This is a genomic window from Clostridium peptidivorans (assembly GCF_900205925.1).
GTDB lineage: Bacteria > Bacillota > Clostridia > Clostridiales > Clostridiaceae > Clostridium_AK > Clostridium_AK peptidivorans.
The window spans coordinates 1-26,263 of sequence record NZ_OAOD01000012.1 but is presented as its reverse complement, the minus strand read 5'-3'; the positions used below and the strand labels follow the sequence as shown (position 1 = coordinate 26,263).

At 30.5% G+C, this 26,263-nt stretch carries 22 protein-coding genes and 2 riboswitches; of the genes, 6 read left to right on the top strand and 16 right to left on the bottom strand.

Annotated elements, in window-relative coordinates:
* Nucleotides 1–54: 54 nt before the first annotated feature.
* From CRN98_RS10895 to sugE, 5 genes are all read right to left on the bottom strand, one after another.
* The gene (locus CRN98_RS10895) at nucleotides 55–1,815 is read right to left on the bottom strand and encodes a PAS domain-containing sensor histidine kinase (RefSeq protein ID WP_097027455.1); all 1,761 of its coding nucleotides are present in this window, start codon (nucleotides 1,813–1,815) and stop codon (nucleotides 55–57) included.
* Between the two features lie 151 nt (nucleotides 1,816–1,966).
* Nucleotides 1,967–3,499, bottom strand: a complete 1,533-nt coding sequence (locus CRN98_RS10890; RefSeq protein ID WP_097027454.1) for a sensor histidine kinase — start codon at nucleotides 3,497–3,499, stop codon at nucleotides 1,967–1,969.
* A 14-nt stretch (nucleotides 3,500–3,513) separates the two neighbouring features.
* The gene (locus tag CRN98_RS10885) at nucleotides 3,514–4,218 is read right to left on the bottom strand and encodes a response regulator transcription factor (RefSeq protein ID WP_097027453.1); all 705 of its coding nucleotides are present in this window, start codon (nucleotides 4,216–4,218) and stop codon (nucleotides 3,514–3,516) included.
* 194 nt (nucleotides 4,219–4,412) lie between these two features.
* Nucleotides 4,413–5,066, bottom strand: a complete 654-nt coding sequence (locus tag CRN98_RS10880; protein ID WP_097027452.1) for a hypothetical protein — start codon at nucleotides 5,064–5,066, stop codon at nucleotides 4,413–4,415.
* 130 nt (nucleotides 5,067–5,196) lie between these two features.
* Nucleotides 5,197–5,517 carry a quaternary ammonium compound efflux SMR transporter SugE gene (gene sugE, locus CRN98_RS10875; RefSeq protein WP_097027451.1) on the bottom strand — a complete coding sequence of 107 codons (321 nt, stop codon included), beginning with the start codon at nucleotides 5,515–5,517 and terminating at the stop codon, nucleotides 5,197–5,199.
* Between the two features lie 142 nt (nucleotides 5,518–5,659).
* Nucleotides 5,660–5,763, bottom strand: a riboswitch (guanidine-I (ykkC/yxkD leader).
* A 207-nt stretch (nucleotides 5,764–5,970) separates the two neighbouring features.
* On the opposite strand from sugE, the gene CRN98_RS10870 reads away from it, so the two are divergent.
* On the top strand, nucleotides 5,971–7,134 hold the full coding sequence (locus tag CRN98_RS10870; RefSeq protein ID WP_097027450.1) for an iron-containing alcohol dehydrogenase: 1,164 nt from the start codon (nucleotides 5,971–5,973) through the stop codon (nucleotides 7,132–7,134).
* 146 nt (nucleotides 7,135–7,280) lie between these two features.
* On the opposite strand, the gene CRN98_RS10865 is transcribed toward CRN98_RS10870, so the two are convergent.
* Both CRN98_RS10865 and ymfI read right to left on the bottom strand, forming a co-directional pair.
* On the bottom strand, nucleotides 7,281–8,786 hold the full coding sequence (locus CRN98_RS10865; RefSeq protein WP_097027449.1) for a phosphohexomutase domain-containing protein: 1,506 nt from the start codon (nucleotides 8,784–8,786) through the stop codon (nucleotides 7,281–7,283).
* Nucleotides 8,787–8,886: 100 nt separating this feature from the next.
* Nucleotides 8,887–9,633, bottom strand: a complete 747-nt coding sequence (gene ymfI / locus CRN98_RS10860) for an elongation factor P 5-aminopentanone reductase (protein ID WP_242960907.1) — start codon at nucleotides 9,631–9,633, stop codon at nucleotides 8,887–8,889.
* A gap of 345 nt (nucleotides 9,634–9,978) precedes the next feature.
* Between ymfI and tpx the strand changes: the two genes are divergently transcribed.
* A complete protein-coding gene (gene tpx / locus CRN98_RS10855) occupies nucleotides 9,979–10,473 on the top strand; it encodes a thiol peroxidase (protein WP_097027447.1) in 495 nt (164 codons plus the stop codon).
* A gap of 610 nt (nucleotides 10,474–11,083) precedes the next feature.
* Here the strand turns inward: tpx and CRN98_RS10850 are convergent.
* Nucleotides 11,084–11,332 (bottom strand): DUF3892 domain-containing protein, encoded by a 249-nt coding sequence (locus tag CRN98_RS10850; protein ID WP_097027446.1) that lies wholly within the window; start codon nucleotides 11,330–11,332, stop codon nucleotides 11,084–11,086.
* A 306-nt stretch (nucleotides 11,333–11,638) separates the two neighbouring features.
* Between CRN98_RS10850 and CRN98_RS18135 the strand changes: the two genes are divergently transcribed.
* On the top strand, nucleotides 11,639–12,388 hold the full coding sequence (locus CRN98_RS18135; RefSeq protein WP_097027445.1) for a hypothetical protein: 750 nt from the start codon (nucleotides 11,639–11,641) through the stop codon (nucleotides 12,386–12,388).
* Between the two features lie 57 nt (nucleotides 12,389–12,445).
* Here CRN98_RS18135 and trmB read toward each other — a convergent pair whose 3' ends face one another.
* From trmB to CRN98_RS10810, 7 genes are all read right to left on the bottom strand, one after another.
* Nucleotides 12,446–13,078, bottom strand: a complete 633-nt coding sequence (gene trmB, locus CRN98_RS10840; protein WP_097027444.1) for a tRNA (guanosine(46)-N7)-methyltransferase TrmB — start codon at nucleotides 13,076–13,078, stop codon at nucleotides 12,446–12,448.
* A gap of 44 nt (nucleotides 13,079–13,122) precedes the next feature.
* Nucleotides 13,123–13,746 (bottom strand): site-2 protease family protein, encoded by a 624-nt coding sequence (locus tag CRN98_RS10835; RefSeq protein WP_242960905.1) that lies wholly within the window; start codon nucleotides 13,744–13,746, stop codon nucleotides 13,123–13,125.
* Between the two features lie 216 nt (nucleotides 13,747–13,962).
* Complete coding sequence (locus tag CRN98_RS10830) at nucleotides 13,963–14,991, bottom strand: hypothetical protein (RefSeq protein ID WP_097027533.1); 1,029 nt, start codon at nucleotides 14,989–14,991, stop codon at nucleotides 13,963–13,965.
* 13 nt (nucleotides 14,992–15,004) lie between these two features.
* Nucleotides 15,005–16,012 carry a phosphodiester glycosidase family protein gene (locus CRN98_RS10825; RefSeq protein WP_097027442.1) on the bottom strand — a complete coding sequence of 336 codons (1,008 nt, stop codon included), beginning with the start codon at nucleotides 16,010–16,012 and terminating at the stop codon, nucleotides 15,005–15,007.
* A 209-nt stretch (nucleotides 16,013–16,221) separates the two neighbouring features.
* Nucleotides 16,222–17,598, bottom strand: coding sequence for a PhoH family protein (locus tag CRN98_RS10820; protein ID WP_097027441.1), 1,377 nt, complete (start codon nucleotides 17,596–17,598; stop codon nucleotides 16,222–16,224).
* A 122-nt stretch (nucleotides 17,599–17,720) separates the two neighbouring features.
* Complete coding sequence (gene brnQ / locus CRN98_RS10815) at nucleotides 17,721–19,043, bottom strand: branched-chain amino acid transport system II carrier protein (RefSeq protein ID WP_242960903.1); 1,323 nt, start codon at nucleotides 19,041–19,043, stop codon at nucleotides 17,721–17,723.
* 311 nt (nucleotides 19,044–19,354) lie between these two features.
* Nucleotides 19,355–20,182, bottom strand: a complete 828-nt coding sequence (locus tag CRN98_RS10810) for a GHMP family kinase ATP-binding protein (protein WP_097027440.1) — start codon at nucleotides 20,180–20,182, stop codon at nucleotides 19,355–19,357.
* A 313-nt stretch (nucleotides 20,183–20,495) separates the two neighbouring features.
* Nucleotides 20,496–20,666: riboswitch (cobalamin riboswitch) on the top strand.
* A gap of 108 nt (nucleotides 20,667–20,774) precedes the next feature.
* Between CRN98_RS10810 and CRN98_RS10805 the strand changes: the two genes are divergently transcribed.
* From CRN98_RS10805 to CRN98_RS10795, 3 genes are read left to right on the top strand one after another with little or no spacing between them, the layout of a single operon-like run.
* Nucleotides 20,775–21,731 carry an ABC transporter substrate-binding protein gene (locus CRN98_RS10805; protein WP_097027439.1) on the top strand — a complete coding sequence of 319 codons (957 nt, stop codon included), beginning with the start codon at nucleotides 20,775–20,777 and terminating at the stop codon, nucleotides 21,729–21,731.
* A 28-nt stretch (nucleotides 21,732–21,759) separates the two neighbouring features.
* On the top strand, nucleotides 21,760–22,812 hold the full coding sequence (locus tag CRN98_RS10800; protein ID WP_097027438.1) for a FecCD family ABC transporter permease: 1,053 nt from the start codon (nucleotides 21,760–21,762) through the stop codon (nucleotides 22,810–22,812).
* Nucleotides 22,812–23,633: an ABC transporter ATP-binding protein gene (locus tag CRN98_RS10795; protein ID WP_097027437.1), complete on the top strand. Its 822-nt coding sequence runs from the start codon at nucleotides 22,812–22,814 to the stop codon at nucleotides 23,631–23,633. Before CRN98_RS10800 ends, CRN98_RS10795 begins: the two co-directional genes overlap by 1 nt.
* Nucleotides 23,634–23,955: 322 nt before the next feature.
* Here CRN98_RS10795 and CRN98_RS10790 read toward each other — a convergent pair whose 3' ends face one another.
* Nucleotides 23,956–25,683 carry a flavin monoamine oxidase family protein gene (locus CRN98_RS10790; RefSeq protein WP_097027436.1) on the bottom strand — a complete coding sequence of 576 codons (1,728 nt, stop codon included), beginning with the start codon at nucleotides 25,681–25,683 and terminating at the stop codon, nucleotides 23,956–23,958.
* Nucleotides 25,684–26,263: the final 580 nt, after the last annotated feature.

The following is a 26,263-nucleotide window of genomic DNA, read 5'->3' as shown; positions in this document are numbered from 1 at the left end:
TATCATGTGTAGTTTAGTAGAAATGTAAACTCTTATTAATAAAAATGTAACTTCTTAATTAAAATATATATCTGAAAACTCTATACCTATTTTTTCAATATTAATATCATTATATTTCACTTCTAGTTCTTCTTTATCTACATTAACTACAGGAATTTTAACAATAAATTCGCTGCCTTTTCCTAAGCTGCTTTTAACTTTAATATTTCCGCCGTGCATTTCTACTAAAGATTTTACAAGTGATAACCCTATGCCACTTCCTTCATTATTTCTTGAAAGTGATTTATCAACTTGAATAAACCTTTCAAATATGCTTTTTTGTTTCTCCTCTGATATGCCTATTCCATCATCCTTTATAGAAATCACAATATCATTATCCTGATTTTTTATACTTACTAATATATTCCCTTCTTTGCCCGTAAACTTAATTGCATTTGAAAGTAAATTAAGAATTATTCTTTCAATTTTATCCACATCCACTGCCATTATTTTTTCTTCAATATCAGTATCAAATATTATTGAAATTTCTTTAGACTTTGCATATTCAACTACAGATAATGTTATACTTTCGATGACATTTATTATATCAACATTTTGTATACTTAATTTACAGTATCCAGAATCTATTTTACTGATATCCAATATATTATTAATTAGCCTTGTTAATCTATAACAATTTTGTTTCATAGTATAAATATATTTCTCAATAGAACATTTACTTTTGCATTTATGCTCCTTTAAAATCATCTCACCAATCTGAACAGCACTAAATATAACATTTACAGGAGTTTTTAATTCATGGGATATATTAGCGAAAAACTCCGTCTTAGCCTTATCATATTCTACTATTTCATTTAATTGCTTAGTCTTTTCTTCTACTCTTATTTTAAGTTCCTCGTTTTTCTTTTTTTCCGTTACATCTCTTACTAGAATCAAAACAGCATCTTTATCTTGAAATTTATACTTAATAGAATTACACTCCACATCTATTAGTTCACCATTTATTGTTACAAATTTTCTTTCAAGCAATACGGTTTTATTTATTTTATTACTAATAAGTTTATTTAATTTTTCTTGTGATATTTTATGATAATCCTTAGATAAAAATCTCCTGTAATCCATGCCCCTGAGTTGTTTTGGATTATCTATTCCTGCAAGTCTTGCACCAGCCTTATTAGAAAATATGCATTTCCCATTTACATCCAATACATATACTGCTTCAGGCATAGCATTTATAAGCTTTTTGTATCTTTCTTCACTTTGCTTTAACTTTAACTGAGATTCCTTAATAGTTGTTATATCTCTAGCAACTATTAATATTCCATTTTTGCTTTTATCTTCATTAAAAAAAGGTACTTTTATTGTATCAAATATTTTAACACTACCATCTCTTTGAGGTAAACTGTCTTCCTCTCTCAGAATCTTTCTGCTTTCCCAGGCTCGATTATTGCAATCATCAAAATAATTATAAGTTTCTTTAAAAAAGTCATTTGCGTTGCCAAGTTCTTGATTTGTCTTTCCACTATAATCTTGACCTAACTCTAAATTTTTTACTATAGTATCATTAGCATATATCCATTTTCCTGAACCATCTACATATCCTATTCCATCTGGAATGGAACTTAATATTATCTTCCATGCATTCTTAATTTCTTTTATTTTTTTTTCAGTCTGCTCTCTTTTTTCTATCTCTTGTTTTAGCTTTTCCCTTAAATGCTGAATTTCAATTTCCTTATCTATTAATTGTTTTTTTATCTCATCTACTTTATCTATATCTTTACTTTCTAAATCACTTTCCCCAAAATAGTCCTTCATATCTCCCCTGTCCCCCTTAGAAATGTACTTAAATAGAATTATATCAAATATTTACAATTTTGTGCATTCTTATTACAAAAAAAATAAGGACATTTAGCCTTATTTTCAAAATTATGCGTTTATCTCTTTAATTTCTAACTATTATGATACACTATTCAGCTTTATTATTTAGATATACTTTAAAAGTAATACTATCTCCTTCAGAACTAGCACACATAGATCCTTTATGAAGCTTTATAATATTTTTACATATGGCGAGTCCTAGTCCACTTCCTCCAGTGGATTCTGATCTTGACTTCTCTACTCTATAAAATCTATCAAAAACCTTATTAAGTTCATCTTTAGGAATATTGTTTGCTCTATTACTTATATAAAAAATTGATTTTTCATCTTCTTGATACAAACCTACTTTTATTTCTCCTGGTTTATAGCTATATCTTATAGCATTTCCTAATAAATTTTCAAAAACTCTCGCTATCTTTTCTCCATCTGCGTAGAGCATAATATTATCTTTTTTTATATCCTTTATTATCACTAAATTATTTTCTTCAAATACTGGAACAAATTCTTCTAAGAGCTGCTCCAATAATTCATTTAGTGATATCAGAGATATATTTAGCTTTACCCCTTCTCCAGATAGCTTAGTATATTCAAATAGTTCATCTATTAACTTTTTTAATTTTACAGATTTATTATATGCAATGCCTGAATACTCCATAAGCTGATTTTCATCACTAAATTTCTTATCTTTTATTAAATTTAAATATCCAAGTATAGATGTTAAAGGTGTTCTTAAATCATGAGAAACATTAGTAATAAGTTCGCTTTTAGTTTTCTCTAATTCTCTTTCTACTTCAATCTTATTATTTAGTTCCTCAGCCATAAAATTTATATTTTGTGCGAGTACTGTTAATTCATCTTCTCCTATTAAAGGTACTCTTTGCTTTAAGTCTCCTTTAGACATATTCATTATAGTTGTGGCTATACTTTGTAGATATTGGACTTTTTTTCCTGTAATTACAAAAAATAATCCAATAAAGAATATAACTGCCCAAAGCAGGGCTATAAATGAATTTTCTCTATTTATTTCTTTACGGGTTATATCCCCAATAGGTACACCCTTTAATATTACATAAGATACTTCTCCATCTTTAAACTGCAGTGGATAAAAAGCTATAAACTCCCCTTTGTAATTTTCATAACCTTCAGTATTCATAGATTGATTAAATTTAATAGAATTTTTTAAGGCCATAGATATGTCTATATAGCTTTCTTCCGCATTAGAAGATTTATAGAGAATTTTACCTTGTAGGTCAGATATAAGTATTTTTGTATTGCTGCTATTATGTTTATTTATTATATTTTCTATATTCTCTTTATCCTTAGAGCTTGTCTGTTTATTATAAATCTCACTCACAATATAATAAGATTGATTTTGCATATCATGTATACTTTTTGAGTAATCAACATCTGTATAATAGCTTCTCTTTTGAAAAAACGAATTCCCCAGGAAAAACATCATTACAGAAGAAAAAAGACATATAGCAAATACCACTATAAGTTGCCATCTTAAATTTTGATTTACTCTTCTTTCAACTTTTTTATAAGGCTTTTTTAAAGGTCTCAGCATCAATCTAATGGGTGCAGTAAAAAACTTTACTAAACCATAAAATAATCGTTTCATATCTCACCTCTAAACTATATATTTTCTACTTTATATCCTACACCCCATACAGTTTTTATATATTTAGGATTTCTAGAATCATCTTCTAATTTTTCTCTAAGCTTTCTTATATGAACCATAACAGTGTTATCGGATTTAAAAAATTCTTCCTTCCATACCCTTTCATATATTTTTTCATTACTAAAAATTATTCCTTTATTTCTTGCTAAAAGCTCTAGTATGCCAAATTCTCTTGGAGTAAGCTTTACTTCTCTTTCTCCAACCTTGACCTGATGTGTATCTGTATTTATACTGAGTTCATCTACTTCTATAATGCTTTCACTAACTGCACTAGAATTAGAACCATTAAACTTCTTATATCTTCTAAGCTGAGATTTTACTCTAGCTATAAGTTCTAATGGATTAAATGGTTTTCCTATATAATCATCTGCTCCTGCAGTAAGTCCCAATATCTTATCCATATCCTCAGTTTTTGCAGATAGCATAATTATTGGCATATTCTTTTCTTCTCTTATTTTCATGCAAGCTTGTATTCCATCCATTTTAGGCATCATTATATCCAACAATATAAGATCAACATTGGTACTATTTAATACTTCTAATGCCCTTAATCCATTTTCCGCTTTAATGACCTCATATCCTTCATTTTGCAGGTATATAGCTATGAGATTTGCTATTTCTATATCATCATCTACTATCAAAACAACTTCCTTTTCCATATTTAATCTCTCCCTCAATAATTTAACATATATATTTTAATACATTTATTTTATTTAATATAGTATTATACTCAAATTATAGCTTAACACAAAAATCTTTTTATTGAAGCATATTAAATCTTAACAGTTTCTTAAAAATAAAGGAGCATCCTAAAAAAATTTAGGATGCTCCTTTGTTTTTCTTATTATATTGCTTATTTCTCCTGTTGTGTTTCATAAGCTAATAAAATAAATCTTTCATTTCCATTTTGGTTTACTTTTTTTATCTTAGCTGTCTTTTTAACTTTAAGTTTTATAAATTTACTATTACCCTTTTTAAGTTCTTCAAAAATACCCTTTAAATCTTCCTCAAACCCATTAACATTATAAATACTTAACTCAGCTAAATATTCTCCATTACCTAAATCATATAACTTGTCTGTCTTTGAAATAGTTAGCTCTCCTTTATTTGCCAAAAACACCTTGTACTTATTATCTAAAAGCTCGTACTTACCTGTAGATTCATGCTTTGAGGCTTGTTTACCAAAGAAGTATTCTTCACTTTCTTTGACATACTTTGATTCGATAAGTGCACAGCATCTTTCCTTAAAAATAGTAAATTTATCAAAGTCATGTATAAAGTTATGATATACTGAAAAATTTATCATTTCCTCTTCTGTTAATTCATTTTCCTTAAAATCCTTTATGTCTGCTTCAGAAAAATAAGTGAAAAATGTATCTAAACTTTCTTGAAGCTTAGTATCCATAGCTACTTCTTTCTTTAAAGTAGTATTAGAGAATTTGCTACAACCATTAAAAAATAAAATTACCACAATTAAAACTAAAAAATATTTTTTATTAAATTTCACTTTTTTCACTCCTACACATGTAAACTTTTATACTACTTTAAAAGTATATCATAATTATAAACTTTATTGTCTTATATTTTGTTGTAACACTATAGTTCTGGAAATGAAAAAAGCTTTCTAAAAATTTTAATTAATGAGGTGATACCAATTTTAGTCCAACAATCCCAACTACTATAAATCCAATACAAACTAATCGAGTGATGTCCATTGGTTCTTTAAATAATATTACTCCTAAGATTACGGTTCCAACGGTACCAATTCCAGTCCAAATTGCATATGCAGTACCTAATGGAAGGTTTTTCAATGCTAATGCCAGAAAATATAAACTTGCTGCCATTCCAACTGCCGTAAATAAACTTGGTACCAACTTTGTAAATCCCTGCGAATACTTTAAACCTATAGCCCACCATACTTCAAAAACTCCTGCTACCAATAAAAAAACCCATTGCATAACTTTCACTCCTTTCTACTATTGAGTACTTAAATGTAATTTAATATTTTGCTTATGTCTTATAAACTTTTTATTTTCAAATTCATTGTCAGCTACCTTAAAAATCAGAAAAACAAAAAAAGCCAACGTAGATATTTGAAATACCTCCCAGGCTTTTATCCTTCCGTGTATACAGTTAAACTGTACGTTTTATCTCGGACCAGGCCAGTTTTACTTTAAAACTACGGAACCCTATAAAACTCTTAAAACATATGCACTTATATATATTAATATTATAATATAGTGCCACCCACATGGCAAGTGGCAAGTTTTATTAAAAAAATGATTACTTCAAATTTTTATTCTGAGGTAGTCATTTTTTAATGCATCAACCGCCTAAACTCTTACTTGCCACTTAGGTGGCACTTTCATATAATAATTATGTATGAAAAAATATGGCTAAGGAGGCATAATATGATCAATTTTAGTTATCAAAATGCTACGAAAATTATTTTTGGAAAAGATACAGAAAATGAAGTTGGTAATGAATCAAAAAAATATGGCATCAGAATTTTACTTCACTATGGTGGTGGAAGTATAAAAAAATCTGGTCTTTATACTAGAGTAATTAAATCTTTAAAGGATGCTGGAGTAGAAATATTTGAGCTTGGCGGAGTTAAACCAAATCCTAGATTAAGCTTAGTTCGTGAGGGAATAGAGCTTTGTCATAAAAATAATATAGACTTAATTTTAGCTGTAGGAGGAGGAAGTGTAATTGATTCTGCCAAAGCTATTGGAATAGGCGCATCTTACGAGGGAGATGTATGGGACTTTTATACAGGAAAAGCTGTAGTAAATACTACTCTTCCTGTAGGAGTAATTTTAACCATACCTGCAGCTGGAAGTGAATCTAGTACAGGTTCTGTTATAACAAATGAAGGTGGTTGGTATAAAAGAGCAACTGGAAGTGATCTTATGAGACCAGTATTTGCAATAATGAATCCTGAGCTTACGTATACCCTTCCACCATACCAAACCGCTGCTGGTGCTGCTGATATGATGGCACACATATTTGAAAGATACTTTACAAATGAACCAAATGTAGATTTAACTGACAGATTAAGTGAATCTACTCTTAGAACCATAATTAAGAATGTTCCTATGGTATTAGAAGGGCCTCAAAACTATGAAGCTCGTGCTGAAATCATGTGGGCAGGTACTATAGCACACAACGGAATACTTGGAACTGGAAGAGTTGAAGACTGGGGAACTCATGATATGGAACATGAAATAAGCGGAATTTATGACATTACTCATGGTGCAGGTCTTGCAATACTATTCCCTGCTTGGATGAAATATGTATATAAACAAGATGTAAATAGATTTGCTCAATTTGCAAACAGGGTATGGGATGTAGAAATTGATGTTAATAACCTTGAGGCAACTGCTTTAGAAGGCATAGAAAGAACCAAAGCTTACTTTAAGAAAATAGGAATGCCTGTTTCTTTAACTGAAGCTAATGTTCCTTCAGACAGATTTGAAGAAATGGCCTCAAAGGGAACAGAAAATGGCCCACTAGGAAACTTTGTAAAACTTCACAAGGAAGACATAGTAAACATATTTAACTTAGCAAAATAACAGAAAAGCAGAAAAGTGCCACCCACATGACAAGTGGGAAATTTTATTAAAAAAATGACTACCTCAAATTTTTATTCTGAGGTAGTCATTTTTTAATGCATCAACCGCCTAAACTCTTACTTGCCACTTGGGTGGCACTTTCGATACTATAAACTTAGTTTGTCGTATTTCTTTAAAAACTCAGCAAGCTTTGACATTATTAACTCTACGCCGCCTTCTTCATCTGACTCTATATTTAATGCCATAACAGGCTCATGAAGAGATAATCTTAATAAGAACCATCCATTACCGTTTTCTTTATCACAATTTACCCTTACACCTTCGAAGTTTTTAGGCTCAATATTCCATCCAGAAATATTTTCAGCATGTTTCTTTAGATCCTCCAGAATAGATAAACCATAATTTTTAAAGTCCTCAGAGTTAATTTTAATTCTATTTTCTACACTTTCATAAGGCACCTCAAGGTCATAGATTAAATCTGATAATGTTTTCCCGCCTTCATTTCTTAGCTTAGCCATTTTTATAAGTATTTTAGCCACTAAATATGCTCCATCATCTAAGAAGTAATTTTCTTTTAAAGCAGCATGCCCAGAGGTTTCAATGGCAAGATGAGACTCTTTGCCTTCTTTATTAAATCTTATAGCCTCATTAATAACATTTTTATATCCTCTTTTAAATCTATGATGAATTCCACCATGGCTTTCTATGAATTTTTTAAGTCCATTACTTGTAACAGAATCTGTAACTATTATAGAACCTGGATGTTCTTCAAGCACAATTGCAGATGATAAAGCGATGATTAAGTTTCTATTTATTTCATTACCCTTATGATCAACTATGGCCGCTCTATCCACATCTGTATCAAAAATAATTCCAATATCCGCACCATTTTTTAATGTAGCCTCTCTAATCGCTTCCATTGCTTTCTTGTTTTCAGGGTTTGGTATATGATTTGGAAAAGTTCCATCAGGTTCAAGGAATTGACTACCTGAAGTGTCCGCACCCAGCTTTTTTAAAATTCTTTCTGCAAAGAATCCTCCTACCCCATTACCTGCATCAACTACTATTTTAAAACCTTCAAGTGGTTTAAATTTATTTCTAGTATCATTTATACCATTAATTATTTTATTCATTAAGAAATCACTATAAACATCCATAAAATCAAGCTGAATTGTTTCACCACTAAAGCAAGCTTCTTCAAAATCACCCTTATCTGCTATTTCGAGTAATTCTGTAACATCGCTGCTTTCAAATCCCCCCTTATCTGTGAAGAACTTAAATCCATTATAATAATATGGAAGATGACTTGCTGTTATTTCTATAGCACCATCAAAGCTGTATCCTTCAAGTACTGTACTCATAAACATTGCAGGAGTTGAACATATTCCTAAGTCATATACAGAGCATCCTAAAGCTTTAATTTCTTTTATTAAAATTTCTTTTAATTTTTTACTAGTTATTCTAGAGTCCATTCCTATGGATATTTTTAATTCTTTTAAATTCTTATTTTTCTTTCTAGATATCAAAACTGCAAATGCTTTTGCAATGCTCATAGCCATTTCTTCTGTAAGATTTACAGCTCTATCATCATTTTTAATTACTACTCCTCTAATGTCTGTGCCATTTTTTACGTTAAGCCACATATTATCCATATAACCACTCCTACACTTTAAATATATCAATTTTACTTTCCCTTTATTTTACTACATTTTTTTTGAAATAAAAACTCACATCTATAAATGTGACATGCTGTTACAGCATACCTCCATCTACAGTAATTATTTGTCCTGTCATATATTTTGAAGCATCACTTGCTAAAAATACAGCGGTATTTCCAATGTCTTCGCATTCTCCAAACTTACAGAGCGGTATTTCTTCTACAAGGCTTTCTTTTTCTTCATCTGAAAGCCAATTATTCATACAGGTATTTATCACCCCAGGAGATATAGCATTTACTCTTACACCGCTTGGCCCTAGCTCCTTTGCAAGTGCTTTTGTGAATGCATTAATTCCCCCTTTTGATGCAGAATATATAACCTCACAGGATGCTCCTACATTGCCCCACATGGAAGATATATTGATAATAGAGCCTGTTTGATTTTTAATCATATGAGGCACTACTTGGCGGCAACAATTAAATATTCCCTTTAAATTGGTATTCATTATGTTATCCCAATCATTTTCACTGCTATCTATAAATAAATTAACCTTGGAAATACCTGCATTGTTTATAAGTACATCAATTTTCCCAAATTCATTTATTATTTTATTTATATTTTCTTCACTATCCTTATAAGAGCCTACATCCCAATTAAATATCTTTACATAGCATCCTAAAGCCTTTATTTCTTCTAATGTAGCTTCAGCCTCTTTATGATTACTTCTATAATTCAAAGCAAGAATTGCTCCCGCCTTAGCAAATTCTAAAGCTATTCCCTTCCCAATTCCTCTTGTTCCTCCAGTAATTAAAACTACTTTTCCACTTAAATTTAAATCCAACCTGTTCACCAATCCTTTTGAAATAATAATTAACCTCATTTAATGCGATTTTCTTAAACAATAAATTCAGTAAACTTAATTATTATCTATTTATTATATATTATAAAAAAATGTATTTCTTATTTTTATTATAAAGTATGAAAGTTCAATTTTAAAGTCAAACTAATATAAGTTACCTTTATTAAGAGAATACTTTCATAAAAAAGCGATAAACTATTAACGTTATATTTACAAATGTATTAAGACATTTATCAATAAACATTTGAATTATTTTATCTATAATGCTATTATGTATTTATAGATAATAATTATTACTTAATATATATTAAACCAGGAGGTATTTAAATGAATATTAAATTTCAAAATAAACCAGTTACTCTTAAAGGAGCCGAAGTAAAAGTTGGTGATTCTGCTCCTGATTTTACAGCCATTGATAATAACTTAAATCCTGTGTCATTAAAGGATACAAAAGGAGTAAGAATAGTTCTTACAGTACCATCTATAGACACTCCTACTTGTGACCTTGAAACAAGAACATTTAATAACAAAGCAACTTCTATTCCTAATGTAACTATATACACAGTTTCTATGGATTTACCTTTTGCTCAATCTAGATGGTGTGCAGCTCACGGAGTAAAAAATGTAATTACATTATCTGACTACAAAGATAGATTGGTTGGAGAAAATTATGGAACTTATGTTGCAGAATTAGGACTTCTTACAAGAGCTGCCTTTGTTATCGATAGTAATAACAAAGTAGTTTATGTTGAATATGTTGAAGAAATCACTGAGCAGCCAAATTACGATAAGGTATTAGAAGCTGCTAAGAACGCAAAATAGTACGACATTTTTAATGTTGAACCGGTCGTATGAGATTTGCATTTAGGAAAGTCGTTCACTGCGCAAAGAAGCTCTAATATTTCTGACTTCAAACCACCTAAATTTTCTAAACTCGCTGTTGCTCAAACAGTAGAAAATTCTTAACGGTGTTTTAAAATCAGAAATACAGAGCTTCTAGTTGCTTGTTCAATGCTTTCTACAATGCAAATCTCATACTTATGTTCAACATTAAAAATATTACTCACACTTACTGACTGAAGGAAGGAATTTCGCTTTGGCGAAAGTTCCTTTTAAATATATTTGTTAAAGAACTAGCAAGTCCACTTAAAATATTATCCATCTAACTTCCTACTTATTGATTATAAGCCCTTATAACTTGTCAGGCTGCCGCCTTAAAAGATTTTTATTTGGCAAACTTGAAATAAAGACATTTTTAATGGTGAATGCAGTACGGGATTTATAAATATTAGCCGTTTTTAGCGAAACGAACGGTTGCATGATTTATAGAAATCTCTGATTTCGTTATAAATCAGCACATCTCAGTTTGCTGAGATGTTTCGTTAATTATATAAATCCCGTACGGAACATTCACCATTAAACTATCTATTAACTACTCTTCTATATTTGGCAAATTCTTTAGATTGTTACTTTCATCGTCATCTGGAAGACTTCTCAAATATTCTTCTCCCTTTCTTGACTTTGAAACAGACACTCCTTTCAATCCACCGTCTTTTGCCAGTGATATGGCTTGATCTCTTGAAAGAATTTCTCCATTGTCTAACTTATAACTTACAATTTCATTATCACTATCTTTTCCTATTGCTACTATACTATTAGCTGAATTATTATCCTTACTCATAATTTGCCACCTCCCTTTTTATAGTATTTCCTGTTTACTCAAAATTATTTAAAAATATAGTTTAAATGCTAGCATTTCCAGAATCCCATGGATTTTTTTAAGTTTTATGTTTATAAAAATAAAAAGTGGATATAATCTTAGTTGTATCCATTAAAAGTAAATTAATTAGTGTTGATTTATAAGGAAATGCCTCAAATAAACTGAGGTGTAGTGATTTGTATGAAAATAGGATACTTTTACAAATCATTAAAGTTATAAATTCCTATAAATCATACAAATAAATTATTATAAGGTATAGGTGATTATATGAAATGTAAACCGAGTAAGTACATTAAGAGCATTTTAAAGGCTTATATTATTTCAGCGCTTATTGTATCTATTTTCTTTGCATCAGGTCTTAACTTAGAGAATCTAAATGAATACTTTACTAAAAGTAAATTATCATTAAATATTAAAGAAGAAAATGCCACATCGCTATCATTAGGAGCCTACAAAAGAGTTTCTGATGACTATAATTATGTAGTAACTCCAACAAAGGATAATGCAAAAAAAGCTTCATTAAAAAGACTTTCAAGAGGAAATCAATCCATAAGTTCATATATTAATGAACAAAACCAAGCTTCAGGAGTTCCTACATACTTTGAGTATTATGATGTAAATACAGCTAGACTACGTAAGTTCTTAGTAGATAGAAACTCTCTGCTTGCAGAAGAGCCTTATTTTTCTACCATAATATCTACTGCAAAAGAATTTAATTTAAATCCATTAATACTGTTTTCCATAACAGGTGTAGAGCAATCCTTTGTACCAAAAAGTAATACGCAAGCATATAAAATAGCTAACAATCCATACAATGTATTTTATAGCTGGCAGCATTATAATACTGACATAAAAGATAGTTCAAGAATTGCTGCAAGAACAGTTTTAAACCTATGTAAAAATAAGCCAGCAAACACAGATGCTTTTTACTGGATAAATAAAAAGTACGCTGAAAATCAAAATTGGAATAAAGTAGTTAGTGCTTTATTTAAGGAACTTTTATCATACACAGTATAAAGTAAACCCCAGGGCCAATGCCCTGGGGTTACCATTTTATTAATTGTTATTATAAATCTATAGTCTTCCAATTAAAAACATAGTTTTCATGCCAAGCTGAGTAAATTTCTTTTCATATTCAGTCATTACATTTTTATCAAAGTCAGATTGGTGCAAATCATATGTTAAGTATGTTATTGTAAATCCACTTTCCTTAAAATATTCCTGTGAAGCATTAAAAAGATCTGTATCATCAGTTTTAAACCAAACTTCACTTCCTTCTTTAATGAACTTCTTATATTCAGCTAAAAATCTACTATGAGTAAGTCTTCTTTTATTATGTCTATCTTTAGGCCATGGATTACAAAAATTTATATATATCTTTTCAATTTCATCCTTATCAAATATTTCACTTATAAACGCTATATTTAAAGGAACTACTCTCACATTTGTAATTTCCAGTTCTTCGATTTTTTTTAATACATATATAAGCACTTCATCTTTTAAATCTACAGCAACATAATTTATATCTGGATTTTGTACTGCCTTTTGAGCAATAAATCCACCTCTACCGCAGCCTAATTCCAAATGCACAGGATTATCATTTTTAAATTCTTCATTCCACTTTCCTTTATATTCACGTGGATTTGTTATTACTAATGATGATGCTTCCATTTCCGGGCGTGCCCACCACTTCTTTCTAAGTCTCATGTTGTTACCTCCAAACTTTATCAGTCAATAGTTAATAGCATATTTTACAAGCTAAATATTCTCATTATAGTTCCATATATCATATTTGCTGGTGTTCTAACTATTACACTTGAGATAGGTGTCATTATAAATAGTAAAAATATTACAAATTGATATCTATATAATACATCTGAATACTTGTAAAATACTGATGGCCAAATATCCCTTACTACATGGAAGCCATCCAATCCTGGTATTGGTATTAAATTAAATATTGCCAATATGCAATTTACATATACAGATGTATTAAATATTCTAATTAATATATACAGTACATCTCTATTGCTTATGGGAAATACATTACCAATCTTATAAATCAAAAACATTGCAGCTGCAGATACAACTGCTGCTAAAATATTTGCTAAAGGTCCTGCTATAGAAACCTTTAAATCATCCTTATAATAATTCTTAAAGGCTCTTGGATTTACTTCTACAGGTTTTGCCCAACCAATACCTGCTATAAGTATTGCTATAAATCCTATAGGATCTATATGTGCCATTGGATTTAAAGTAAGTCTTCCTTGAAACTTAGGAGTTTTATCCCCTAGTTTATCTGCTACATATGCATGAGCGTATTCATGAAATGTAAATGCTATAAGTATAGCTGGTATCATTAATATTGTATCCATTAACTCTCTTCTCAAACTCCTCATCCTTTCCTGTATAATTTATAAAAATCTATAATCTCCTTATAGATTATCACAACTGAATTAAATTTATATATTTATTTTCTTAATTTTATATTATATCATAAAGAAATTCTGTGTGAATAAACAAATAAATTCCGGACCTTTCCGGAATTTATTTGTTAGACAATCGCTATTGATTAATGACTAGTAAAAATTTTATTTCAACTCAGCTTTTTGAAGCTTACCTTCACTGATTGATGCAACTCCATCATCATATATTTGAAGAAATGTACCTTTATAGGCTGTCTGCTTTCCAGTGGATGCCTCTTTTATTATACCCTTTAAATTATCATTTAAAAATATTTGTCCTTTTTTAGAAATATATATATCATTTTTATCTATTGGTTCATTAAGTTCGATAACTTTCCATTCAGATGTAGGTTTTTCTATGCTTCCATAATACACTTTAGTTATCTTTTCATTTTCTTCTGAGCCTATATATACATTATCTTCTTCATCCACTCCTAGAAGCTTAGGTACCTTTACTCCATCAATTTTAATAGAATTATTTTTATTTGTAGAATATATACTATTATATGTTTTTCCTTCATATAGAAGCTTATCTTGATGATTTAATGTACGTATTTCTCCTATAAAGTTGTCATTTGTATATAATTTCTTCATATCTTTCATTATATTTATCCAGTAAATACTACTCTTGCCATTACCCCTTGATACTTTAATGTGTATGACATTAGTAAGAGTAGATGCTTCAATAGATTCTACCTCTGACTCTGTATCTGCCCAGGTAAGATCTTTTATTTCTTCTTTAGTATCCTTACCTATATCATAGTAGGAAAGCCTAAGTGCCATTCCATTTTGAGTAGAATGTTTTTCTGCTATAAGCATTCTGTTTCTATCAGAAAGCCACTTATAATAAGATATCTTAACTCCTTCTTCGAAACATACATCCTTTTTTTCACCGGTTTTATTACTTACAACTTTTAAAATATCTTCATCATAATAAGCTAAGTATTTACCATCGAAGGACACATTAATATTTTGGGCATTTTCCGGTATAGCTACCTCTACATCCTTCTTCTTATTATTTGATTTATCCTCTATCTTTTTTACTCTTACAGGTGTATTGTTAGCTAAGTAAACATTATCTATATAATATAATCCTGCAAATTGAATTATGAGTGAAATCATCATCCAACCTATTATTCTCTTTAAAGCGCTCATAACATCTTCCTTTCTAAGGTGTAACATATATGATAGAAGGAACGGATCTTTCTCCTAGTGGGTCACAAGGATTATTTATTACTTCTTCATCATAATACATAGTAGAAGAAGAACCTCCATCTAAGTTGGTGGCATTATAAGCTCCATATTCTAGCATAATATCTTGTACATCTTTCAAAGTAGCTCCCATACTAGAAACTTGTCTTCCATCAATTACCAAAAGCAGTATTGCTCCATCTTCTTTTCTTTGGCCAATTGCTGTTCTTGGAGCAATCCCCCATCCTCCATCACCATTTTTAATAGTAGGTTGTCCATTCACTACTAGCGCTGGTCCAAAGGTCATTGCCTCTGTTACTTTTAATTGTTCTAATTCATTTAAAGTATACTTACCAACTAATAGCACTCCCTTAGAAGTAAGGGCTACAGTGTCATTTTTCGCGTCACGATTCGTAATATCATTACGAATCACTTTTCCATTGCTCATTAAAAGTCCTACAGGTTGTCCGCCAGTTCCTGTCCAATTTCCATCATTACTTTGATCCACAAAGCCTCCGCCATTTACAGCTGCAACTGCATTGTTAGCCTTTGCTATTTGGCTTGTCAGCTCCCCTGATTTAGGAATTTTACTACTATATCCAACCTTTACTCTAGTAGGATCGTGAATCACAAGCATAGATCCTTTAAATTTCTTACCTTCTACATCATATCTTTCTATATTTGGGTCATGTTTATTGTCAAATTCTAAGTCTTGTAGATTTTCATTTTGATTTATTTCTTCTATTACATCACCTTTTAATATATCCTTAATTTTTTGATCTGATAAAAAAGTGGTAGCTATATATTGGTGACTTAAAGTGCTCATAGCTGCCCCTACTATAGTCTTTCTTACATTATCAAATGGTCCATAAAATACTATCAAAGGTCCTGTTGCTGCTGAAAATACAAATTCAAAAAGTAAGAACAAGAAAAATATTTTAAATGAAAACTTTTTTTTCTTCCTCACCTTTTTCTTTTTTCCCATACGCTTATCGTTCCTTTCTTAATAAATACATACATTCTTTATTGTACAATAAATTTTGATATTTTTAAATAGAAATTAATGCATTTATTCATTATTTAATGGTAAAAGTGATCTTCAAGCTACTTAAATAGGGCATATAAATTATATAATTTTAAAAAGGCTGCAATTTACAGCCTTTTTAATCAGCATAAATCGGATGTTAGTTATAGCTAAAGCCTCTTAGCTGCCTCATATGCTAATGGAGATCTTTCGCACTCATCATGTTTTAAAGTAACTTGATAACAAAGTTCGCTTCCCTTCATATTTTCTGAGGCATAACATAATCCATTAGATCTTGAGTCTAAGAATGGTTGATCTATTTGTTCTGGATCTCCTATTAATATAAGCTTTGTTCCTTCCCCCACACGAGTTATAATAGATTTCACCTGTTTAGGGGTTAGGTTTTGTGCCTCATCAATAATCATCCAATTCTTAACTATAGATCTACCTCTCAGATATGCAACAGCTTCTGTTGTAATTATTCTTCTATCAAATAATTCTCTTATTTTGTCTGTAAGCTCACTTTCATTTTTATATCTTTCTTTTTCATTTGAATCCACTAATATCTCTAAATTATCAAATATAGGTCTCATAAAAGGCGATATCTTTTCCTGTTCTGTTCCTGGTAAGAAGCCGATCTCTTCATCCATGGTAACATTTGGCCTGCAAATCAGTACTCTCCTATATTGCTTTGTTTGTTCCTCAATTACCTTATCAAGTCCTACAGCTAAAGAAAATAGTGTTTTTGCTGTACCTGCAGGTCCCTTTACTATAACTAGTGGAGCCTTATCTGCATCTGTATATAGTGCTTCTAACATGAATCTTTGCCCTAAATTTCTTGGAACTATTCCAAGTGGAGTTTTATCCTTATAATATAATGGCACTATAGATTTTCCATTAAATCTCCCCACAGCAGATTGCCTTGGGTTTTCTAGTGAATGTATGAGTATAAACTGATTATTGTAAAGAAAAGGCTCAACATACTCATTTGTTTCCTTTTCGTAATAAAAAACGTCCTTTATATCTAAGATTCTTTTTACATAAAAATCGTCTATTTTCAATGAGGATGCATATAACTCTATTCTTCCTGTGTATTGATTATCATTTTCTGGAACTACCTTTTCATGGAAATCTTCAACATCTATATTTGCAGAATCTGCCTTTATTCTTTCAAATATATCTTTTGTAATTAAGCATACATTTTCTCCAGCTTCCTGTAAGCCCTTACATACCTGTAATATTCTATTGTCTGGCTTAGCTTTATCCCAAGATGGAGGAATTGTAGCATCTTGGTGATTCATTTCTACCCTAAGGGTTCCTCCTCCAGGAAGCGTTACTCCTTTATTTAAATTTCCTTCTATTCTAAGTTTATCTAAAATTCTAGAAGCATGACGAGCATTTGCACCTAAATCATTTTTATCTTTTTTAAACGCATCTAACTCTTCAAGCACCACTTCTGGTATAACTACGTCATTCTCGCCAAAGGAAAATATTGCTCCAGGAGAATACAATATTACATTGGTGTCCAACACATAAGTTTTTTTCAAAAAGCATTCCTCCCATTACTTATTAATACATAATATGCAGGTGGAATATAATAATTTACTTAAACATTATTAAAAATTAAAACCCGCGGGATATTACCGTGGGTTTTAATTTAAATCTAAAATCAAGATTTCTGATTGATTTCTTCTAGCACAGAAGGTGTTTTTCTACTTCTACTATATAAACTTCCTAGTAAAGCTCCTAATATACATGGTATTATCCATCCAAATCCTTGAGCAGACATCGGTAATTTATTTATATAATAGGTAACATAAGGTATATTTATATTTAAAGTACTAAGTGAATTTACAAGACTTATAACTAAAGTTGTATAAACTGCACCTTTGTAAATGTATGCATCTTCAATATATTTATTAAGTAAGTTCATAACTATTAGAACTATTACCACAGGATATGCAGCAACTAGTACTGGCACAGCAAAATTAATTATAGTTTCTACTCCGTAATTTGAAATAACAGCACTAAATATACATATTAAAGTAACTACTAATTTATAACTTAATTTGCCGTGAGTAAGATTGCTAAAGTAATTTCCAGCTGTTGCAGTAAGTCCTATTGCAGTAGTTAAGCATGCAATTGAAATTGCCGCTCCAAAAATCAACTTACTTGAAGGTCCAAGTATGTTAGATGTTATCCCTATAAGAAGAGCTGTTCTTGAAACATCTTTGCCAAACATACCACTTGCAGTAGCTCCTATATATAAAAGTCCACCATATACAATTGTTAAACATACTGCTGAAACTATGCCTGATTTTATTGTAATAGAAATTTGTTCTTTTTTATTTTTATATCCTTTGGCTATTAAATCTCCTACCACCATTTGCGCCATTATTATAGATCCTAAGGCATCCATAGTTTGATATCCTTCAGTAAATCCTCTTGAAAAAGGCAGTGCTATATCAGTACTTATTGCTTCACCCATAGGAAAGAAAATCCCTTTTACTATTATTACCAAAAGCGATATAAGTAAAAATGGCGTAAGTACTGCCCCTACCCTGTCTACTACATTACTTTCATTTAATACAAAGATTAGTGTTATCGCAAAATAAATTACTGATACTATTACAGGATTAGCATTTGGGAACATTGGTTGAACTCCCAATTCAAAGGTTGAGGCTCCTGTTCTTGGAATACAAAATAATGGTCCTATAGAAAGCATTATTATTGAGCAAAGAAACTTACCAAATTTATTTCCTACTTTACTCGTTAATTTTTCTGTACTTCCTCCACATAAAGCTACTGCTACTACCCCAAGAAGCGGCAAACTTATGCAGGTAAGCAAAAAACCTATCATAGTAAATATCCATTTGTCCCCTGATATAAAACCAAGTGTTGGTGGAAATATTAAATTACCTGCTCCAAAAAACATAGAAAAAAGTGCAAACCCTGTGATAATTATATTTTTATTATCCTTTTTAATACTCATAAAATGCCCCCCTGTTTTGAAATAAAAAAACCTCTCATCCAAACAATGTACGAAAGGTATATTTACGTTCCATGGTACTTATTTCCATCAATACTTTTTTGTATGAAATTTATACCGTCTAAATTTATATTATTTTATAGAAAAAGCACTTATTAAGCAAACATAGAACCTTACTTAAAAGGAACTTATCTTTACTTATGTGAAACTTACTTCTTTTTTCTTCTTTTTTCTACACAATTCTCATTTATCTATGTAATCTTTTACATTCAATAATTTTATATGTATTTAAATGCTTAAAAATGAAATTTGTTTTATAATTTAATAGTTTTAAGTGAATATGTTTTATAATTTTTAAGCTCATCCTTATATTTTGATAAAATACTTAAATTTACGTCCTTTTCGTATATTATTCCTAGGGCATCTCCACTATGGGCTCCAATTATGCCATACCCCTCTAATTCTTCACATATATTACATATAGTAGGAAGTATCTCATAAGAAAGCCTTTTCTCATTTCTTATAATACTTTCAGTAGAACAATGAGCAATCTTTTTTATATCTTGAGTTTTAATTCCATCTTTTAAAATGGGAATTAAATCATCAATATTGCTAAGAGGTGGTAATTTTTTATTATTAAATTCAATGGTATTTATTGTTTTGTTTCCTTCAAATACTAATATGTCAAACTCTAAATACTTACCTAACTCTTCAGTATACATTCCGTTTTTATAATCAAATACACAAAGTTCCTTAAATATTATGCTATCTGTAGGTTCTATGGCTATACAATTTCTCACAAGCTCTTGCTTACTAAAAGGTCTATTAAATAATTTAATTAAGGAGTGATAAAGTGCACATAAATCAGCTGTACTACTAGCAAATCCCTTTCCTCTTGTTATAGAGGATTTAATAAATATATCCAAAGTATCTATATATTGCTTCTCTCCCCATTCTGTAAGTATATTTCTTAAAAACTTTGAGGATTTACTATACCTATTTTTAACATGTGGAAATTTACTTTCCCATACTTTTACTTCAGTAAAAAGATTTATGGGACATGAACATAATACATCTATTCCATTATATTTTCCTTGAACTATTTCTCCAATACTACCTGGATAAAGAGTTGTTGCTTCCATAATATATACTCCTTTTATTAGTCATCAATTTTAAGTTACCAGAATTTTAAAACACGAGTTTTTAATTAATGTTAATTTTATCAACGTAAAAAAATAAATGCAAGTACACATTTAAATTTAAAGTAATAATTAGCAAAAAACTTTCTATGAAAACATATTCATGTATTTAATCCTGTTATCTTGACATATAATATTATAAATGTTAAACTCAACTCTGGTTATAATAAAATTAAAATTATATGGAAATACTACATATAATAAAGTCATAAATTTAAGTTTTATATAACTTTTAGTCAAATATTATGATATAATTTAATATATAAAATTTATAGGTTCCAAATGGATTAAATGGGAAAGAAGTTAAATACTTCTGCGGTCCCGCCACTGTGAAGATGAGTATATTAGCATTATGCCACTCAATGGGGGAAGGCGTTAATATGCGATGAATCTAAGCCAGGATACCTGCCTGTAAATACAGCTCATTTAGCTTACGTGGATAAGCTAATGGTAGTCCTGTAAAAGAACTCCATTATCTTAATAAGATAATGGTTTTTTATTTATACATATATATACCATAAGGAGGAACTTCTAAATGCACAATAAGTTCAAAAAATTATCTGCAATAATTTTAACTTTTGTTTTAGCATTTTCCTTTGTTGGCTGTGGTAATAACAAAAATGCCACCAAAGATAATAAAGAAAATGCTACTGTAGAAAAAAAAGACAAAACAAAATATCCTTTAACTATTAAAGATTCATCTGGTAGAAACGTAACTATAGATAAAGAACCACAAAGGATAATATCTGTAGGACCAAACATTACAGAAACAATATACTATCTAGGAAAAATGGATAAATTAATAGGAAGAACAGATTTTTGTGATTTCCCTAAAGAAGTAAAGAATATACAATCCATAGGTACGCTAGAGCAGCCTAACATAGAAAAAATTGTGGACTTAAAACCCGATTTAGTTATAGGTTCAACTCATTTTCCAAAGGAAACATTAGAAAAACTTCAATCTTTAGGAGTAAAAGTAGTAGTTCTTTATGGAGAAGAAAATTTCGAAGGTGCTTATAATACTATTGAAAAATTAGGTGAAGTTTTAAACGCAAATGATAAAGCCTTTGAAGTAATAAGCAATATGAAGAAAAAAGTTGAATATGTTAAGCAAAAGGTTGCAGGAAAAGGAACTCCATCAGTTTACTACGTTATAGATTTTGGTTCATATGGAGATTTTACTGCTGGAGCGGATACATTTATAGATAAAATTATAACTATGGCTGGCGGTAAAAACGTAGCTAAAGATGCTGTTAACTGGAAATACAGTGTAGAAAAAGTATTAGAAAAAAATCCAGATATAGTTATATGTCCTGTATATTTTGATTACAAGAAAAGACTTCAAGAAGCTAAAGGCTATAAAGATTTAGATGCTATTAAAAAAGGAAACCTATTTGAAATAGATAACAATATGCTTGATAGACAGGGACCAAGACTTGCTGATGGACTTGAAGCTATGGCGAAAATTCTTCACCCTGAAGCATTTAAATAGTTTTTAATTATCTAATGGGGGGATTTTAATGTCTTTTGACAGAAAAAGAATTTACTATAGAACATTACTTTTAATAACTATAGCTATTTTATTTGTGCTAATAATACTATCTAGCACTTTAGGTGTTGCTAATATAACATTTATTCAAACTATGAAAATACTTTTATCTAAAATCCCCTTCATTGGTGCCTTTATAGATTTAAGTAATGTATCAAATACTCAAGTTCTTATTATAACAAACATAAGACTTCCAAGAATATTTATGGCTGCACTTATAGGTGCAGGACTATCTGTGGTAGGAGCTTCATTTCAGGCTATATTTAAAAATCCTATGGCAGATCCATATGTCCTTGGAATTTCATCAGGAGCAGCTTTGGGAGCCTCCATTGCAATAGTTATGGGTCTTCAATTTACATTTTTAGGAGTGAACCTTGTAACTGTATTTGCATTTTTCGGGGCTATACTCACTACTATAATAGTATACAGTATAGCTAAAACAGGTACAAAGATTCCAACCAATGTACTTCTACTGGCTGGAGTATCTGTAAGTTTTCTATTATCCTCTCTAATTTCACTCATAATGATATTTAATAGAGAGCAGGTAGAACAAATAGTATTTTGGACTATGGGAAGTATAGCTTCAGCAAACTGGCAACAAGTATTATCCTTATTGCCTTTTATAGTACTAGGATGCACACTAATGATTATATATGCTCGTGATTTAAATATAATGCTTACAGGTGATGAAACAGCTTCAAGCCTTGGTGTTGACGTTGATAAAGTAAAAAAAATATTACTTGTAATATCCTCTATAATTGTAGCTGCTTGTGTTTCTGTAAGTGGAATAATAGGCTTTGTAGGTCTTATTATTCCTCATATGATAAGATTGCTTGTAGGGCCAGATCATAGAACCCTTCTTCCATTTTCAACTATAGGCGGTGCTATATTTATGATAATAGCTGATACTTTAGCTAGAACTTTGGTACCACCTGCTGAAATTCCAGTGGGAGCTATAACTTCTGTATTTGGAGCTCCTTACTTTATATATTTATTAATAACAAATAAAAAGAAGGTGAGTTAATGTCTGCTGAAGATTGTTTTTCCCTTATTGTAAAAGACTTGAATTATGGATATGGAAGTAAGAATATACTTAATAATATAAATTTACAATTTACTAAAGGAAAATTTTATACTATCTTAGGACCAAATGGTTCTGGGAAAACAACGCTTTTAAAAAATATATCCAGGGCCGTTCCTGTGGATAATAAAAAAGTATATATAGATGACAATGATATTAATTCACTTTCTAGTAAGGAATTAGCTCAAAATTTAGCTTCTGTTCCACAAAATACAAATATTGATTTTGACTTTACTGCACTAGATATAGTTATGATGGGCCGTGCTCCTTACCTTAAGAGATTTCAAAATGAACAAGAAAGAGATTTTAAAATAGTTGAAGACTCCATGAAAATGACAAATACTTGGGAGCTTAAATATAAAAATATAAATGAACTAAGTGGCGGGGAAAGACAAAGAGTTATAATTGCTAGAGCCCTTGCTCAAGATACAGATATTCTTCTTCTAGATGAGCCCATATCAAATTTGGATATTCAGCATCAAATTGAAATACTAGACACTGTAAAGTTCTTAAGCAAAGACATTACTGTTATAACTATACTTCACGACCTTAACCTAGCAGCAGAGTATAGTGATTCTTTAATATTATTAAAGAATGGACATATCAAAGCTTATGGATCTGTCGAAGATGTGTTTACAGAAAGAAACTTACAGGAAGTATATAATATGGATATGTGCCTTATAAAAAATCCTATAACAGGAAACCCACACGTACTACCAGTGAGCAAGAACCTTGTGAGAGAAACCAAAGTTGCTAATCGCTAACTTCTAACCCCTAATCACTATTGACAGTGTTTAGGGGTTATTTTTATTAAGAACTTAGTTTATATTTTAGTTACTACTGAATAGTTAGCATTTAATGAAGAAAATTTAATGTTGAATATGTGTATGGGATTTGCATTGTAGAAAGCATTGAACAAGCACTAAAAGCTCTTTATTTCTTCGGTTTAAAACACCGTTAAAAGCCTTCTACTGTCTGAGCAGAGCGAGTTTAGAAGGCTTAGGTGCTTTAAAACTAAGAAATATTAGAGCTTTTTCGCGTAGTGAACGCTTTCCTAAATGCAAACCCCATACTGAAAATTCAACATTAAATTTTTCGTTTTTTTATCTGTTCTGCGATTCCATTGGCAGCAAGCATTCCTGTTTGAAGAGCTCCTTGCATCCAAGCATGCTTTTGAGATATATGTTCCCCTGCAAAGAAAACTCTATTATTCATTTCAGGCTGAGTTACAACATATGAAAATAAAATCTTATCCTTAGGCTTTGTAAGACAGCTTCCAGACCATATATATTGAACATTAGGCCAATATATAGAAGCATAATCTATCATATTTTCATCTATATATCCACTTGGCAGTCCATGAATGGCTTCAGTTTGTTTTATAAAATCCATAATACGAAGGTCTATCTTTTTATTACCAGCTCTTTCAGCATCTCTTGCCCAATTGTAGGACACCTGTAGTGCTCCTGGTTCATTGGGTGATGCTCCTGGCTTTAAGTCCCAAACATTAAGCTTTCCAGGAACAGCTATGGAGTGATCTGATGGGTAAAAAGTAGCTATTGTTTGCAAATCACTGCCAGTACTTCCGCCAACAATTCTTTGATTTTTGTTTCCCTTTTCCCAAAATCTCTCTTTAAGTAAAAAGTATGTCTTTTGTCCAGCTTCATAATTTAAAGAAGCAATGGCCTGCATTTTGTCTACACTAAATAAAGGAGTAATATTTACTCTTCTAAGACTTGTAAATGGTATAGCACATACTATATAATCAAAGTTTTCATATTTCACACTATCATCTTGAGTTTTTCTACATTCCAAAAGTATTCCTTCCTTATCAGGATTCTTATATATTCCATCAACTACAGTATTCATTTTAAAATTAACATTTCCCAGTTCAGTTGAACTAATTCCTGCATAGGCACTATTTTTCTTATTCATTAATGCTTTACAAAAGGCTGCCGTAAGATTTTGCATACCTCCATGAATTCTATAAGTAAATGAAAAATCGGCAGTATATGCTTCTTGCATTACCTCTATTAATCCAATATTAAAAAATGATACATCAAAAGTTGATAAATAACTTAACATAGCAATAGCATCTTCGCTTAATCCAGAATTTTCATATGCCATTTCATAACTTAGCCAATCCATTCTTTTAATTGCATCAGAATAATTTTGCTTAACTTCAATAATTTCTCTTCTAATTTCAGGTGGCAGTGATAATACATATTTTTTATATATTCTTCCTACTAACTCTTGCCAAGGAGTTCTTCTTTCTTCAGGAGTTAAGTTAAAGGCTGGATATATATTTTGCATAACACTAAGGCCTTCAGGGTCATTTCTCGCCCATCTCTTTCTAATATAAAAAAGTCCATTTACATTTCTAGTGACAAATATATCTGTGTTAAGTTTAAACAAGTTAATATAATGCCATGTAGTTTCATGAGAAGCTGGAATTCTCATAGCACCAAGCTCAACTGGATATTTCCCTTCACAATCGAAGTAATGAGTATATACTCTTCCCCCAATACGGTTGGAGGCTTCAAAAATAGTAATATCACATCCTATTTTTTTAAGTTCAAATGCAGCAGCAAGGCCAGCTTCTCCAGCCCCTATAACTGCAACTTTAACACCTTTACCACTGTTTTTAAGAGCTATAGTTGTTATATCCTTTGGGGGACTTAAAAGTTCAATTATGTTTTTATAGTCTTCAGGTCTTCCTCCAGCATTAAGAGTGTACCTAAGTTGGGTATGTCTTTCTTCATCGGTGGGATTTGGCCTTTGATATGGAACTTCTGAAATATTAGTATTTCTCATAATTTTTCCTTTAAAAATTATTACTACAACTAATATATTCAGAAAAACTTTAAAAATGTGTTACAATCATTTCAAACTCAAAGGAAATTGGAACATTTTTAATGTTGAACCTACTGTATGGAATTTACATTTACTGACTGAAGGAAGGAATTTCGCTTTGGGGAAAGTTCCCTTTAAATTGATACTTATCAAAGGGCTGATAAGCCCGCAGACCGACAGGTTGTGAAATGTTATTCATTCAAATTTTTATCAAGAGCCTTTCAGCATACCAAGCTAAACTTTTATATCCATTTCTTGTAAGTTCTTGTAACCTCCAGGGCTGCCGCCCTAAAAGATTTTATGTACTAATTCTTAAAATGATTATAGAAATTCAGTTCTCTGAATTTCTTACTTTAGCATGTGTAGATGATATTTTTAATGTGGAAGCTACCGTATGAGATTTGCATTTAGGAAAGCGGTTTACTGCACAAAGAAGCTCTAATATTTCTGACTTTAAGCCACCTAAATTTTCTAAACTCGCTGTCGCTCAGACAGTAGAAAATTCTTTACGGTGTTTTAAAGTCAGAAATAAAGAGCTTCT

Coding starts and splice junctions, on each gene's coding strand:
- CRN98_RS10895 (WP_097027455.1), bottom strand. CDS start 1,815: ATGAAGGACTATTTTGGGGAAAGTGATTTAGAAAGTAAAGATATAGAT.
- CRN98_RS10890 (WP_097027454.1), bottom strand. CDS start 3,499: ATGAAACGATTATTTTATGGTTTAGTAAAGTTTTTTACTGCACCCATT.
- CRN98_RS10885 (WP_097027453.1), bottom strand. CDS start 4,218: ATGGAAAAGGAAGTTGTTTTGATAGTAGATGATGATATAGAAATAGCA.
- sugE (WP_097027451.1), bottom strand. CDS start 5,517: ATGCAATGGGTTTTTTTATTGGTAGCAGGAGTTTTTGAAGTATGGTGG.
- CRN98_RS10870 (WP_097027450.1), top strand. CDS start 5,971: ATGATCAATTTTAGTTATCAAAATGCTACGAAAATTATTTTTGGAAAA.
- CRN98_RS10865 (WP_097027449.1), bottom strand. CDS start 8,786: ATGGATAATATGTGGCTTAACGTAAAAAATGGCACAGACATTAGAGGA.
- tpx (WP_097027447.1), top strand. CDS start 9,979: ATGAATATTAAATTTCAAAATAAACCAGTTACTCTTAAAGGAGCCGAA.
- CRN98_RS10850 (WP_097027446.1), bottom strand. CDS start 11,332: ATGAGTAAGGATAATAATTCAGCTAATAGTATAGTAGCAATAGGAAAA.
- CRN98_RS18135 (WP_097027445.1), top strand. CDS start 11,639: ATGAAATGTAAACCGAGTAAGTACATTAAGAGCATTTTAAAGGCTTAT.
- trmB (WP_097027444.1), bottom strand. CDS start 13,078: ATGAGACTTAGAAAGAAGTGGTGGGCACGCCCGGAAATGGAAGCATCA.
- CRN98_RS10835 (WP_242960905.1), bottom strand. CDS start 13,746: ATGGATACAATATTAATGATACCAGCTATACTTATAGCATTTACATTT.
- CRN98_RS10830 (WP_097027533.1), bottom strand. CDS start 14,991: ATGAGCGCTTTAAAGAGAATAATAGGTTGGATGATGATTTCACTCATA.
- CRN98_RS10825 (WP_097027442.1), bottom strand. CDS start 16,012: ATGGGAAAAAAGAAAAAGGTGAGGAAGAAAAAAAAGTTTTCATTTAAA.
- brnQ (WP_242960903.1), bottom strand. CDS start 19,043: ATGAGTATTAAAAAGGATAATAAAAATATAATTATCACAGGGTTTGCA.
- CRN98_RS10810 (WP_097027440.1), bottom strand. CDS start 20,182: ATGGAAGCAACAACTCTTTATCCAGGTAGTATTGGAGAAATAGTTCAA.
- CRN98_RS10805 (WP_097027439.1), top strand. CDS start 20,775: ATGCACAATAAGTTCAAAAAATTATCTGCAATAATTTTAACTTTTGTT.
- CRN98_RS10800 (WP_097027438.1), top strand. CDS start 21,760: ATGTCTTTTGACAGAAAAAGAATTTACTATAGAACATTACTTTTAATA.
- CRN98_RS10795 (WP_097027437.1), top strand. CDS start 22,812: ATGTCTGCTGAAGATTGTTTTTCCCTTATTGTAAAAGACTTGAATTAT.
- CRN98_RS10790 (WP_097027436.1), bottom strand. CDS start 25,683: ATGAGAAATACTAATATTTCAGAAGTTCCATATCAAAGGCCAAATCCC.